The sequence below is a fragment of the Thalassospira sp. MCCC 1A03138 genome, from assembly GCF_002115785.1.
GTDB lineage: Bacteria > Pseudomonadota > Alphaproteobacteria > Rhodospirillales > Thalassospiraceae > Thalassospira.
In genome coordinates, this window is record NZ_JFJY01000001.1 from 501272 (window position 1) to 514830 (window position 13559).

Genomic DNA, 13559 nt, shown 5'->3' on the forward strand with positions numbered 1-13559 from the left:
AGGATGTTGTGCCAATCAGTGTAGAGGCAAAATGCATACTCACTGTCAGAATTAACGAAACATCCTCTAGCAACGCATCCCTTAAATAGAAAAAACCACGAACTCAACTCTCAAAAAGACATGCTACCTATAAAAAAGGCGTCCGGTTTCCCGAACGCCTTTTCGCATCAATTGTTCGATGTTCAATTATGCCGACGCTGCAAGCTGCTCCGCACGAACGCTGTCGCGTTCTTTTTTGATCATTTCGGCTATCAGGAAGGCAAGTTCAAGGGCCTGCCCGCCATTCAAACGCGGATCGCAATGGGTGTGGTAACGATCCGAAAGGCTATCGACGGTTACTTCACGCGCGCCGCCAATGCACTCGGTCACATCCGTGCCGGTCATTTCAAAATGAACGCCACCGGCATGGGTGCCTTCGGCCTTGTGCACATCAAAGAACGATTTGACTTCCGACAGGATCGCATCGAACGGACGGGTTTTATACCCGTTCGCCGCCTTGATCGTGTTGCCGTGCATCGGATCGCAGGACCAGACAACCTTGCGGCCCTCTGCCTTGACCCGCTGCACCAGACGCGGCAGGTGGTCTTCAACCTTGCCTGCCCCCATACGTGCGATCAGGGTCAGACGACCGGCTTCGTTTTTCGGGTTCAACGCATCGATCAGACGGATCAGATCGTCTTCTTCGGTGGTCGGTCCGCATTTCATGCCAATCGGGTTGTTCACGCCGCGCATGAATTCAACATGCGCCCCGTCAAGCTGACGGGTACGGTCGCCAATCCACAACATATGCGCCGAACAGTCATACCAGTCGCCGGTCAGGCTGTCCTGACGGGTCAGGGCCTGTTCGTACCCCAGCAAAAGCGCCTCGTGCGAGGTATAGAAATCCGTCTCGCGCATCTGCGGTGCGGTTTCGGCCGTAATGCCACATGCCTGCATGAAGGCAACGGCCTCATCAATCTGGGTCGTCATCTTGCGATATCGTTCGCCCGCGGGGCTGTTATCAACAAATGACAGGTTCCAACGATGGATTTTGCTCAGATCGGCAAAACCACCCTGCGCAAAAGCACGCAGCAGGTTCAGCGTCGATGCCGACTGGTTATAGGCGCGAATCTGACGCTGCGGGTCCGGAACACGGGCTTCGGACGTAAACTCGATGCCATTAATATTGTCACCGCGATAGCTTGGCAGTTCGACGCCATCGATGGTTTCCGTATCCGACGAACGCGGCTTGGCGAACTGTCCCGCCATACGGCCAACTTTGACCACCGGGCATGCCGCGCCATAGGTCAGAACAACCGCCATCTGCAACATAACCTTGAAGGTGTCGCGGATGTTGTTGGGATGAAATTCCTTAAAGCTCTCGGCACAGTCCCCGCCCTGCAGCAGGAATGCGTTGCCTTCGGCAACTTCACCAAGCTTTTCTTTTAATGCGCGCGCTTCGCCAGCAAATACCAAAGGAGGATAGCTGCCGAGCTCTTGCTCTACGGCCTTGACGGCCTGTGCATCCGGATATGTCGGCATCTGCTTCACAGGCAGTTTGCGCCAACTATCAATGCTCCAGCTCTTGCTCATTTGCTTCCTCTCAATCCGGCATGTCCATCATGCCGTTACTATACCATATACTCAGCGTCACAGCGGATTTCCGCCCATATCGCCGGTGCTGTCAACCGGGCCAAACTTGATACGGGTTTTGCAACCGCATTTCCACCCCTTCCGTGCAATTCGCAAAGAAAAACCCGCAAATTTTTACCAATACCCACAAACAAAACGCAAAATTCCACCCCAAGACATCATTCCAGATGGATTTGTGAGGGCCCCCGTTCCCGTCGGGGCTCCGGAAATCTTGCGAATCCGGCTATCGTTCATGCCATCAACGCCCTATCAGCACTTCCGGTTTTCGTATCTGTCCATCACAAACTTACCTCGCGTCCGTCGGCAAAAGGCCATCAACTTTGGAGAGATAAAGGCCATGCCCACAATCAACACCAATAGTTTTGCCTTTCGCAAATCATTGATGGGGCCGCCTGGTCCGGCAATTCCAATACCGCGTCCGGTTTGGGGGCCATGGAAACCGACCGACAGCGTGGCCCCCTGCCAAAGTTCAGATAATCCGGTTCCGCCACCCCTGCCAACCTCCACATCCGAGATGCGGTTTGAGTGGCGGCTTGAAAAAGCCAGCAAGCAATACAAGCCCAGCCTGCCATCCATGGCACCGGGACCGTTTGATCCGCCGATCATGAATTGGCGCCTCTATGTCAGCCAGATTTTATAGGGATGTAACGCCATGTTTGTTCTTCTGGACACAAATGGAAATCTCTTACGCCCGACACCCGAAGCATCAACAGCTTACAATTCATACTGGTACCCGGGAACAGACGGCACGTCCGGCGACTTCGATTTTGGATCCGGATGCGAGGCATGGTTTACCTGCCCTGCCTGCCAACGCAAAGTTGCCAATGCCTTTGCACAGGCAGATCACAATTTTCCCGACAGCCTGTTAAAAGACATGTTTACCGGTGCAAATCAAAACAGATACCAAGCGATTAGTAATCTGGCTGCGCAGCACAATAATAACCCTATGGTTGGCAACGGCTCTTGGGGCAACACATTGGGGGAAACGACCATCAGCCTGCCCGATTTCAGTTTTGTTCAATATTACGTCCTCGGTTACGGGGAGACCGACAAGACATTCTACGAAACATGGCGCAATGACGATGAAGACGATCCAATAGAAATATTAACCGCCACACGCGTCAACGGGCAAACACAGTTCAGGTTCAATGTGCCTGCCTTCCAGAACCCGATCACCCATTCTCTGGTCGATGTCTCCTGCGCCGACCACGATAATATTTGCATGATTTGTTTGGCCTGCAATCAGGCAAAATCCAATGCACTTTATCCGGCCCACGAGCCTTTTACTCAAGCGGTGCGTCAACTACCCGGCACAAACATTCGGGAGGCAAACGCAATGCCAACCAATCAGGGCGTAACCTATACCGTTCCCCCGGAAGGAGACTGCAACAACGCTCCCTCACCTTATCAGAATGACGATGATGTCGATATGCAAGACGAGGATACTTAGTCCTCGTAACCGCCTTGTAAATTCCGGCATTAACCCCGGAACATCCTGAAAACCAGTATTAATCGATAAACTTATCAACTATTAGACAAGGGTATTCCAAGCAGGATCAACGGAACCCCTATGACAATCGAAACGGCAGCGATCATTGCCTGCGCCTATTTCATTGCCGCTTTTGTCAAAGGGGCAACCGGGCTTGGCTTTTCAACATCCGCCCTGCCGGTTCTCGCCCTTGGTATCGGGTTAAAAGCCGCGATGCCGCTGGTGATCATTCCATCATTGGTCAGCAACAGCATCGTCATGGCACAGGCCGGGCATTTTCACGAAACCGTCAAGCGGTTCTGGCCTATGTTCGTTGCCACCGTGCCGGGGCTTGTCGTCGGGCTTGTGGTGCTTGATCTGGTCAACAGCCTGATGGCGGGGGCGGTTCTTGGCGTCGTTTTGATGGTTTACGGCGCAGTGACATTATGGTGGCCGGGGCGGCCGGTACCGGAAAAACTGCAAAAACCATTGGCCCCGGTGATGGGGTTCGCAACGGGGCTTGTCAATGGCATTACCGGATCACAGGTCATGCCGGTTCTGCCTTTCCTTCTGGCCCTTCGTCTGGACCCGAAACGCTTCATTCAGGCGATCAATATTTCCTTCAGCCTGTCGAGCATCGTGATGGCCATTGGCCTTTCAAAACTTGGCCTGATGACGCTTGAAAGCGTCTGGATATCTCTTGCCGGGTTGATCCCGGTTTATCTGGGCACCAAGCTTGGCGGCATTGTCAGATCACGCATGGATGCGGAAAGTTTCCGCAGGCTGGTTCTGATCATGCTGGTGATTTTCGGGGTGATATTGATCGGTAAATTCGCACTGTTTCACCCTTAACGCTTGAGCACGCTGGCGCAACACGCCTGCCTTTGCTATCCAATCGGTATGAAAACCGTCATCCGCCCCGCATTTGCCGAAACCGAAGAAAAGAAATCGCGCTTTCTCGCCGAGCTGGTCCCTTATGACCATCTCGCGACAAGACTTGCCGAACTGCGCGTCGCCCACCCCAAGGCCAATCACCATGTCACGGCCTATCGTTATCTGAATGACGAAAACCAATTGATCGAGCATGGCAAGGATGACGGGGAGCCATCGGGCACGTCTGGCGTTCCGTGCCTTAAGGTGCTTCAGGGGCGTGATCTGATTAATGTCGCGGTGATCGTCACGCGCTATTTTGGCGGTGTGAAGCTTGGCACCGGCGGATTGGTGCGGGCTTATAGCGGGGCGGCAAATGCAGTTTGCAGTGTTGCCGACGTCATCGATTATGTCCCGCAGGGTGAAGCCGACCTGTTTGCCGGTTTTTCCGATGCCGGAACGCTGGAGCAGGCCTGCGCACAGGATGGCATCACCGTTCTGGACCGGCAGTTCGATACCACGGGCACACGCATCCGGATTTCCGGGCCAAAGGAACGGGTGGCCGAGCTTACCGGGAGTTTCCCGATCCACCGGGATTAGCAGCTGGTGCTATCAATAAAGGAGTCAGGCCCGCCGCGCGGTACTTTGGCGTTCCTGCAACTGGAAGCCAAGATCGACAACGCGGTTTTCCGGTTCTTCGCCATCCAGGCGTGCCCGGATCATATCAACCGCCGTTTTGCCAATGCCGTATCGGTTTGTCCGGATACTGGTCAATGACGGACAGGCCGCCGCCATCATTTCAAGATCGTTGAAACCGATAATGCCAAGGTCTTCGGGCACACGCAGCCCGGCATGCTGGCAGCCAAACAGAACGCCCAGCGCCATATCGTCGTTGTTGCAGAAAACCGCTTCAATATCCGGGCATTTTGCACGCAACGTTGCGATCAGTTCTGCACCCAGTGATGTGCTTGATGACCGGGTTGTTGTCATGAACAGCTCCGAATCATACCGGCCTGCTGATCGCAAAGCTTCGGCAAAGCCCTCCATACGGCGGCGTGATCGCGGGTCCATGCGTGCACCGATGAAACCAATATTGCGATATCCGCGCTGCAACAGGTGATATCCGGCCGCGCGCCCGCCTTCGAAATGCGAGAATCCGACCATCATATCAATCGGATCGGGATCGACTTCCATGACCTGCACCACCGGACAATCGGCACTTTCCAGCAAGGCCCGCGCCGCCGGAGTTTGATCCCCACCCGCAACAATCAGCGCGGCCGGACGCTGCCCAAGGAAAATGCGGATCAGGCGTTCTTCTTCTTCCGCGACATAGCGCGAATTGCCAAGCTGCACCTGAAGCGGCCCGTGTTCCAGCTCGTCATAAATCGCGCGCAGCGTATCGGCAAACACGTTGTTGGTCAGCGACGGCACAATCACGCCAACAATATTGGAACGCGATGATGCAAGGGCACTGGCATGGGAATGGGGAACGTAATCAAGCTTGCGAACCGCGGCATCAATGCGTTCGCGCAACGGGGCGGATACCTTGGCCGGATCACGCAAGGCCCGTGAAACGGTGATCGTGCTGACCCCGGCCTTGTCAGCCACATCTGCGATGGTCGGCCGTCCGGCCCCTCTGCGTTTTCTCATGTCTTCCTTCTCATACCCTGTTCCTCATATCCGCGATCCCGGGGTTGCACAATATCTGTTGACTCGATGTTAGCGCTATCATTATGTTAGCGCTAACAAATCAAGGCGGGCAACACCCGCTCAAGAAAAGACGAAATAAAAGTGGCGGGAGGATCAGCCATCAAAGCCGAATTTGTCATCGTGATGGGTGTCAGCGGATCAGGCAAGACCGCGGTCGCAAAGGGCCTTGCCAGCATCATGAATGGTGTGTGGCTTGACGCGGACGATTATCATCCCCCTCAAAATGTTGAAAACATGCGCAACGGCATCCCGCTTAATGACGAAATGCGCTGGCCGTGGCTGGCATCACTTGGGACAGCGGCAAAAGAAGTCGCGCATGGAATTGAGTCAAACCATGTATCGCCGAAAATCTTTATCGCCTGTTCGGCACTCAAACGGCGCTATCGCGATTTCCTGCGCGATCACATGACACCCGTAACTTTTGTTTTTCTGGACGGTTCGCGCGAAGTGATCCGGTCCCGGCTGGATCGCCGGGTCGGCCATTTCATGCCGCCCGGATTGCTTGACAGTCAGTTGGCTGATCTCGAACCGCTGGGGCCGGACGAGACAAGCGTGACTGTTTCCATCGACGCCCCGATTGAAGCCGTGGTTTCGACCGCTGCTGCCCGTCTTGCAGCCGGCGAAATCGACAGTCCATCCATCAAAACGCATAACACCGCCGGAAAACCGGTAACCCAGGGAGAAGACAGATGACCCTATCGTTCAAGACACTCGCCGGAACTGCACTTGCCGCCAGCCTGATGATAGCATCACCGCTGATCGCAAATGCACAGGAATTCACCCTTAAAGTCCAGTCAAGCGATGCGGCCGGCGTGCCGAACTTCGTGATCGAACAGGAATGGGCCGAACGCGTTGGCAAAATGTCGGGCGGGCGCATTGCTGTTGAAATGCTGCCGATCAACTCGGTTGTCGAACATGCCGAAACCCAGGACGCCATCGCGGCCGGTATTCTTGACGGCCACATCACCGATACCAGCTATTTCACTGGCAAAGACCCGGCATTCGGCCTGATCGCCAACCCGGTCGGCGCATGGTCGGCACCGTCCGAAATGCTGCGTTTCGTTGAATATGGTGGCGGCAAGGAACTGATGAATGAAATGCTCGAGCCCTATGGCCTGCACTTCATCGGTGCAGTAACACCGGGACTGGAAGCCTTTGTATCGTCCGTCCCGCTTGATGGCGTTGCTGACCTCAAAGGCCTGAAAATGCGTGCGCCTGAAGGCATGGTGCAGGAAGTCTTTGCCGCAGCCGGAGCCTCCCCGGTGAACATTCCGCAGTCCGAAGTCTTCACATCCCTTGATAAAAAGGTGATTGATGCTGCGGATGCTACCGTGTTCTCGACCAACCAGGCGATGGGTCTGCACGATGTTGCCAAACATCCGGTTTATCCGGGCTTCCATTCCATGCCGATGCTTGAAGTTTCGATCAACAAGGCGAAATGGGATTCCATGCCCGAAGACCTCCAGACCATTCTGGAAGTTTCGGTCCGTGATCTGGCGCGCGACATGGACGCACAGCTTGCCATGAAAGACATGGAAGCCGTAGCCAAGGCACGTGCAGCTGGTGGTGTCACCATCCACAACTGGTCAGCAGAGGAACGCGCCAAGTTCCGTAAAATTGCGACCAGCCAGTGGGAAAAAGTCGCCGCACGTTCGGAAAATGCCCAGAAGGTTTATGATACGCTTGTCAAGTACCTGACCGAACAGGGCATGATCTAAGTCCTGCCTTAAACATCCGTTTCCGGCGGTTTCCGCAAAGACCCGCCGGAACGACCCGGTACAATCCGGCCATGCCCGATAGAAGAGACGCTATCGGGTGAAGCGGTCCTCCCCGCTGCCGGATTGTATTCTTTGTCGCGACAAGGAATGCTGAAAATGGCCCCGAGCGCAGAAAAAATGGCGCATAGCGAAATTCCCCCAGCCCTGGAACCGGATGGCGCCCTAACACCTGTCCCAAAGGTTTCCGGCCTTTTGGGCCGGGTTATCGACAAGATCAGCACGGTTTTCGCGCTGGGTTTCCTGTTGGCAATGGGCATCCTGATTTTCGAGATTTTCATGCGTCACGTTTTTAACAGCCCAACCCTTTGGGCGCATGAAACCACAACATTTTTGTCGGCTATCGGCTTTGTTTTTGCCGGGCTTTACTGTGCATCGCGCGACAAGCATATCCGGGTTGTCATCATCTACGACATTGCCGGACCGAAATTGCGCCGGGCACTTGATATCGGCATTTCAATCGTCTGTGCCATTTCGTCGGGCTTTTTTGCCTGGGCGGCGTGGTTGATGGTGCAGCGTGCCGCCTTCAAACCCGATGGCAGCATCCATCTCGAAACCACCGGCAGCGCCTTTAATGCGCCTTATCCGGGATTGCTGAAAATCTTCATGCTGATTGTTCTGATCGCATTGACTATCCAGTTTGTCGTTCTGGCGATCAATTATGTCCGTGCCAAACCTGATGATGCGCGCGCAAATTCCGGGACGGCAAAAGACAATGACTGACCCGAAACCCTGCCAAAACTCGCCCATGCACAGCATGACGACCGTCATATCCGGCGCAACAGGATAAATCCCGATGTTTGATTTGCAGTCCCTTGGCATTGAATATGGCACGCTTGCGATGTTCGTGCTGCTGCTTGGTTTTTTGATGACCGGCATGCCGCTGGCATTTGTGACCCTGCTGATTGCTCTGCTGTTTACCCTTGGCTGGTTCGGACCGATGGCGGTGCCACTGATCACCAGCCGGGTCTATTCGTTTGTGTCATCCTTTGTCTTTGTATCCGTGCCGATGTTCGTGATGATGGCGGCGATCCTTGATCGATCCGGTATTGCCAAGGACCTGTTTGAAGCCATGCGCCTGTTTGGCGGGCGGCTTAAGGGCGGGGTCGCGGTCCAGACGATTTTTGTCGCCGTGATCCTTGCCGCCATGAGCGGCATTATTGGCGGCGAAATAGTGTTGCTGGGCCTGCTGGCCCTGCCGCAGATGCTCCGTCAGGGATATGACAAGAATCTGGCTATTGGTGTTGTCTGTGCCGGCGGGTCGCTGGGCACGATGGTGCCACCCTCGATCGTTCTGATCATCTATGGTTTGACGGCCAATGTGTCGATCGGCGATCTGTTCACTGCATCCTTCATTCCGGGCTTCATGCTGGCGGGGTTCTATGTCGCCTATGTACTGATCCGCTGTTACACGGGGGATAATATCGCCCCGCCGCCGCACACCGAAAAAATCCCGAACGAGGAAAAAATCCGTCTGCTCAAGGGCCTGATCCTGCCATTCCTGGTCGTGATCTGTGTTCTGGGTTCGATCTATGGCGGGATTGCGTCGGTTACGGAAGCCTCGGCTGTTGGCGTTGCCGGAGTGGTTGCCTCGACGATTGTCCGGCGTGAATTCTCGCTTGCGATGTTAAAGGGCGCGGCCCTTCAGACGCTATCGACATGCGGGATGATTGTCTGGATCGGGATTGGCGCATCGGCACTGGTCGGGGTGTTCAACCTGATGGGCGGGATCAAGTTTGTCTCCGTCCTGATTACCGGCATTTCCGACGACCCGATGATCATCATCCTGTTCATGATGCTGATCCTGTTCGTGCTGGGCATGTTCCTTGACTGGGTCGGGATCGCGCTTCTGACCATGCCGATCTTTGTGCCGATCATCAAACAGCTTGGCTTTGATCCGGTATGGTTCGGGGTGCTGTTTGCGATGAACATGCAGGTCAGCTTCCTGTCCCCGCCGTTTGGCCCTGCCGCATTTTACCTGAAATCCGTGGCACCACCGGACATAACGCTTGGCACGATATTCAAGGCACTGGTGCCATTCATCTGCCTGCAGGTGCTGGCCGTGGCCATTCTGATCATCTTCCCGGGGATTACCGGACGATAGGATCGTTTGCATCGCCAGAAACCGAGAACGACAAAGGGGAAGCCATAACGGCTTCCCCTTTGCCTTCGCACCACCCCATCCTCTAGGGAGAGCTGTGGGAGACCAAATTCCCGCCAGAACGGGAATGACGGCGTGGTGCGGGTGCAGGCTTTGCGCAGGAGCAATCAGCCGTTGCGATACAGATAGCTATAGGCATTGATCGCAGGCACACCGCCAAGATGGGCGTAAAGGACCTTGGACCCCTTGGGGAAATAGCCCTTTTTGACCAGATCGATCATGCCCTGCATCGATTTGCCTTCGTAAACCGGGTCGGTCATCATGCCTTCGAGACGGCCACACAGGCGGATCGCCTCGTTGGTTTCATCGGACGGTACGCCATAAGCCGGATAGGAGTAATCTTCGATCAGTGTAAGGTCGCGATCCGAAATACCGCCTTCAAGTTCAACCAGATCAGCGGTTTTCTGGGCAATCGCCAGAACCTGTGCGCGGGTCTGTTCGGGCGTGCCGGATGCATCAATGCCGACCACCTTGTCCGCCCGACCATCGGCGGCAAAACCGACCGCCATGCCCGCATGGGTGGAACCGGTCACGGTGCAGACCACGACATAATCGAATTTAAAGCCAAGCTCGGCTTCCTGGGCGCGGACTTCCTCGGCAAAACCGACAAAGCCAAGCCCGCCATATTTATGCACCGATGCCCCAGCCGGGATCGGGTAAGGCACCCCACCCTTGGCCTTCACATCCTCAAGGGCGGCTTCCCAGCTTTCGCGGATACCGATATCAAAACCCTCATCGACCAGTTCGATCTCAGCCCCCATGACGCGGCTCATCAATATGTTGCCGACCCGGTCATAAACCGCATCATTGAACGGCACCCAGCTTTCCTGCACCAGACGGCATTTCATGCCGATCTTGGCGGCGATGGCCGCGACCTGCCTTGTGTGGTTGGATTGCACGCCGCCGATGGTGACAAGGGTATCAGCCCCGGATTTGATCGCATCGGGAATGATATATTCCATCTTGCGGACTTTATTGCCGCCAAAGGCCAGACCGGAATTGCAATCCTCGCGCTTGGCATAAAGTTCGACATCGCCACCAAGATGGGCGGAAAGACGCGGCAGGGCCTCAATCGGGGTCGGGCCAAAAGTCAGTTTGTATTTTTCAAATTTATCTAGGCGCATCGCGCACTCCCTGATTTGCAGAACGACATGGGAAACGAACCTCATGAAGGGGAAATGCTAGCGTCAAGCGCGTGAAAGGTGCGCTCGAACTTCGCACCAATTTTTCACGCGAAGCTTTTATCATATGAAAAAATGTGCCTAGAATTTCGAAAATTTACAGAATTCCGGAAGGTTCTTTCATGACGCAACCTGCCAGTCCCGCGAATGCCGCCCCGATAGACCGCATTGATCAAAAGATTCTGCGCCTGCTGCAAACTGACGGGCGGATGGGCAATGCCGATATCGCCAAACGGGTCAATGTCAGCCCGGCCACCTGCCACCGCCGGATGCAACGCCTGTTTGAAGAAGGATATATCACCTCCATCCGCGCCCAGATCGCCCCGGACAAGGTGGATCGCGCCGCACTGGTGATGGTTGGCGTGGTGCTGGACCGATCAACGCCCGATAGCTTCGCCGCGTTCGAAACCGCGTGCCGCAAACTGCCCTTCATCCTTGATTGCCATCTGGTGGCGGGGGATTTCGATTACTTCCTGAAAATCCGGGTCCGCGACATGGCCGATTTCAATCACCTGCATGGCGATCAGTTGATTGCGCTTCCCGGTGTCAGGCAAACGCGAACGTTTTTTGTGATGAAAGAGGTCGTCGACAATGCACCGCTGGCGTTTTGACCAAGAACAAGATCAACGGAGTTAGCGGTCGGACGGCAACGCTGTACGAATGGTGATGCGGCGATGGTGCGCTGCTCCCTGACGATCAAGCACGGTGATATCATAAAAACCCGGTGCATCGGGCATCCAGTTTACGGTGCGTTTCCAAGGGTCGGAAACAAGCGGCACGCCATTGATGATCCAGATCAGAGGGCGCAGCCCGTTGCGGGCACGCAGCGGCACACCGCGCTGCTGAATATCGCCGAGCAGGAAAACCGCATCCTCGACAGGGGAAATGATATCAAGGCGGTTGGCAGCCTGTTTTGTCGTGCCCTTCTGTTGACGCGAAAAGTCCTTAAGAAGGTCGGGCGGCGGGGCTTTCCAAAGGTTAAAGGCCGCGTTCCGCGCCGGAGGCAAAGGCGGACGGGGAAGTTTTTCAAACACCGAAAACAAAATGGGGGCGGCACTGCCAAGGCCGGTTTGGCCCGGTATCGGTTGCCCGGATGCCTTCCCCACCCAAACGCCAACGGTATAATCCCCCGCATAGCCAAATGCCCAAGCATCGCGATAGCCATATGAGGTGCCGGTTTTAAAGGCAATCGGCGGGGCATTGGTATTGTCCGACGACTGCCAACGATATCCCGCAGGACGCGGCGTATTTTGCAAAATACCCGCGATCCAGTTTTGAGTTCGAACTGAAAACATATCGCTGTCGGACAGGCACGGAACGGGCGCCCGATCACGCAGATATTGCAACGGACAGTTTTTACGATCCGCAGCCAGCGCCCGATAAAACCCGATCAGGTCTTCAAGGCACACTCCAACCCCGCCAAGCGCCATGGCAAGATTGGGACTTTGCGCTTCACCGGGCAACCGCATTTCAAGGCCATTTCGGCGCAAGCTTTGCGCAAACCGGATCGGGCCATATCGTTCAAGCACCTTGACGGCCGGGATGTTGAGGCTAAATCGCAGGGCGTCGGCAATGCTGACCTGCCCATATTCGCCGTGATCGAAGTTGGTCGGGTGGTAACTGCCATCGGCAATTTCCCGATCCCAGATCATGGTCTGGGGATGGGTCTGGTGATCATCAAATGACAGGGCGTAGATGAACGGCTTTAACGTTGATCCGGGGGAACGGATGGCACGCGTCATATCGACGAACCCGTGACTGACCCGATCCAGATAATCGCGAGCCCCCAGATGGGCACGGACCTTGGACGTGCTGTTTTCAACGACCATAATGGCCACAGATCGTTCGGGGGCCTGATCCCCACCGTGAAATTCAACAAGCTTTTGCAGGTCAGCCTGAAGGGCCAGATCAATCGTCGTGACGATACGGGTCTGATCGCGATTGGCTGCGACCAACCGTTCGGCAAGATGCGGGGCAAGCATCGGCAACGGATATTGCGCAACGGGCAAAGGTTCCGCCAAAGCTTCGATATAATCGGCCCGGGAAATGGCATTCGTTAAATATAGCCGATCCAGCACCTTGTCACGGGCAGCACGCGCCGTTTCGGGAAAACGATCCGGGCGCAGACGGCCGGGCGATTGCGGCAGCACGGTAAGCAAGGCCGCCTCGGCAATTGTCAGGTGATCGGGTTCTTTGCGGAAATAGACATGGGTGGCACTTCGAATACCCTCGACACGCCCGCCAAACGGGGCCAGCGTGACATACATATCAAGGATTTCCGTTTTGGAATAATGGGCTTCGAGTTGGATGGCGCGCAGCATTTCGACGATTTTCGATAGGATCGTGCGATCACGCGGCTCCAGAAGGCGGGCAACCTGCATCGTCAGTGTTGATCCGCCCGACACGACATGCCCTGCCCGCACCCATTGCCCGACGGCGCGGATAAGGGCCAGCGGATCAACGCCAAAGTGACTGTCAAAACGGCGGTCCTCATAGGATTTCAGAAACCGGATATATTTCGGATCAATTTCCGCAATCCGCGTTTCCAGCCGCAGCAATCCATCGGCGGTGCCAAAAACCCGCAACGGGCGGCCATTTTCACCTTCAACCACGGTTGAAAGATCATCCAACCGGGCAAGATTGGGCGGGAAAACCCGATCAAGCCCCCACAGACACGCCATTGCCAGCAGAAAACTGCCGACAATGATAGAAGCGCGTCCGGGTTTGGGCCATGTCAATGTCACGGCGGATGTCTTTCGCGG

At 55.4% G+C, this 13559-nt stretch carries 13 protein-coding genes; 9 read left to right on the plus strand and 4 right to left on the minus strand.

Annotated features, from left to right (window positions below; translation table 11 throughout):
* Window positions 1-186: 186 nt before the first annotated feature.
* Entirely contained in the window at window positions 187-1572 is a 1386-nt protein-coding gene (locus TH468_RS02415; protein WP_085642041.1) for a class II 3-deoxy-7-phosphoheptulonate synthase, read from the minus strand.
* 397 nt (window positions 1573-1969) lie between these two features.
* On the opposite strand from TH468_RS02415, the gene TH468_RS02420 reads away from it, so the two are divergent.
* The 4 genes from TH468_RS02420 to TH468_RS02435 all read left to right on the plus strand — a co-directional run bounded on the left by TH468_RS02420 (window position 1970) and on the right by TH468_RS02435 (window position 4570).
* Complete coding sequence (locus TH468_RS02420; protein WP_085642042.1) at window positions 1970-2272, plus strand: hypothetical protein; 303 nt, start codon at window positions 1970-1972, stop codon at window positions 2270-2272.
* Between the two features lie 12 nt (window positions 2273-2284).
* Window positions 2285-3082 carry a hypothetical protein gene (locus TH468_RS02425; RefSeq protein ID WP_085642043.1) on the plus strand — a complete coding sequence of 266 codons (798 nt, stop codon included), beginning with the start codon at window positions 2285-2287 and terminating at the stop codon, window positions 3080-3082.
* 120 nt (window positions 3083-3202) lie between these two features.
* The gene (locus TH468_RS02430) at window positions 3203-3952 is read left to right on the plus strand and encodes a sulfite exporter TauE/SafE family protein (RefSeq protein WP_085642044.1); all 750 of its coding nucleotides are present in this window, start codon (window positions 3203-3205) and stop codon (window positions 3950-3952) included.
* Window positions 3953-4000: 48 nt separating this feature from the next.
* Complete coding sequence (locus tag TH468_RS02435; RefSeq protein WP_085642045.1) at window positions 4001-4570, plus strand: YigZ family protein; 570 nt, start codon at window positions 4001-4003, stop codon at window positions 4568-4570.
* Between the two features lie 24 nt (window positions 4571-4594).
* On the opposite strand, the gene TH468_RS02440 is transcribed toward TH468_RS02435, so the two are convergent.
* Complete coding sequence (locus TH468_RS02440; RefSeq protein WP_085642046.1) at window positions 4595-5620, minus strand: LacI family DNA-binding transcriptional regulator; 1026 nt, start codon at window positions 5618-5620, stop codon at window positions 4595-4597.
* A 141-nt stretch (window positions 5621-5761) separates the two neighbouring features.
* Between TH468_RS02440 and TH468_RS02445 the strand changes: the two genes are divergently transcribed.
* The 4 genes from TH468_RS02445 to TH468_RS02460 all read left to right on the plus strand — a co-directional run bounded on the left by TH468_RS02445 (window position 5762) and on the right by TH468_RS02460 (window position 9559).
* Window positions 5762-6373, plus strand: a complete 612-nt coding sequence (locus TH468_RS02445) for a gluconokinase (RefSeq protein ID WP_139834613.1) — start codon at window positions 5762-5764, stop codon at window positions 6371-6373.
* Window positions 6370-7398: a TRAP transporter substrate-binding protein gene (locus tag TH468_RS02450; protein WP_085642048.1), complete on the plus strand. Its 1029-nt coding sequence runs from the start codon at window positions 6370-6372 to the stop codon at window positions 7396-7398. The genes TH468_RS02445 and TH468_RS02450 overlap by 4 nt, the downstream gene beginning before the upstream one ends.
* 156 nt (window positions 7399-7554) lie before the next feature.
* Window positions 7555-8178 (plus strand): TRAP transporter small permease subunit, encoded by a 624-nt coding sequence (locus TH468_RS02455; RefSeq protein WP_210402200.1) that lies wholly within the window; start codon window positions 7555-7557, stop codon window positions 8176-8178.
* Between the two features lie 73 nt (window positions 8179-8251).
* The gene (locus TH468_RS02460) at window positions 8252-9559 is read left to right on the plus strand and encodes a TRAP transporter large permease subunit (RefSeq protein ID WP_085642049.1); all 1308 of its coding nucleotides are present in this window, start codon (window positions 8252-8254) and stop codon (window positions 9557-9559) included.
* Between the two features lie 164 nt (window positions 9560-9723).
* On the opposite strand, the gene TH468_RS02465 is transcribed toward TH468_RS02460, so the two are convergent.
* Entirely contained in the window at window positions 9724-10740 is a 1017-nt protein-coding gene (locus tag TH468_RS02465; RefSeq protein ID WP_085642050.1) for a 1-aminocyclopropane-1-carboxylate deaminase, read from the minus strand.
* Between the two features lie 179 nt (window positions 10741-10919).
* Here TH468_RS02465 and TH468_RS02470 point away from each other — a divergent pair, with 179 nt between their 5' ends.
* Window positions 10920-11408: an Lrp/AsnC family transcriptional regulator gene (locus TH468_RS02470; RefSeq protein WP_062952276.1), complete on the plus strand. Its 489-nt coding sequence runs from the start codon at window positions 10920-10922 to the stop codon at window positions 11406-11408.
* A 21-nt stretch (window positions 11409-11429) separates the two neighbouring features.
* Here the strand turns inward: TH468_RS02470 and pbpC are convergent, their stop codons facing one another.
* Window positions 11430-13541 (minus strand): penicillin-binding protein 1C, encoded by a 2112-nt coding sequence (gene pbpC / locus TH468_RS02475; RefSeq protein ID WP_139834614.1) that lies wholly within the window; start codon window positions 13539-13541, stop codon window positions 11430-11432.
* Window positions 13542-13559: the final 18 nt, after the last annotated feature.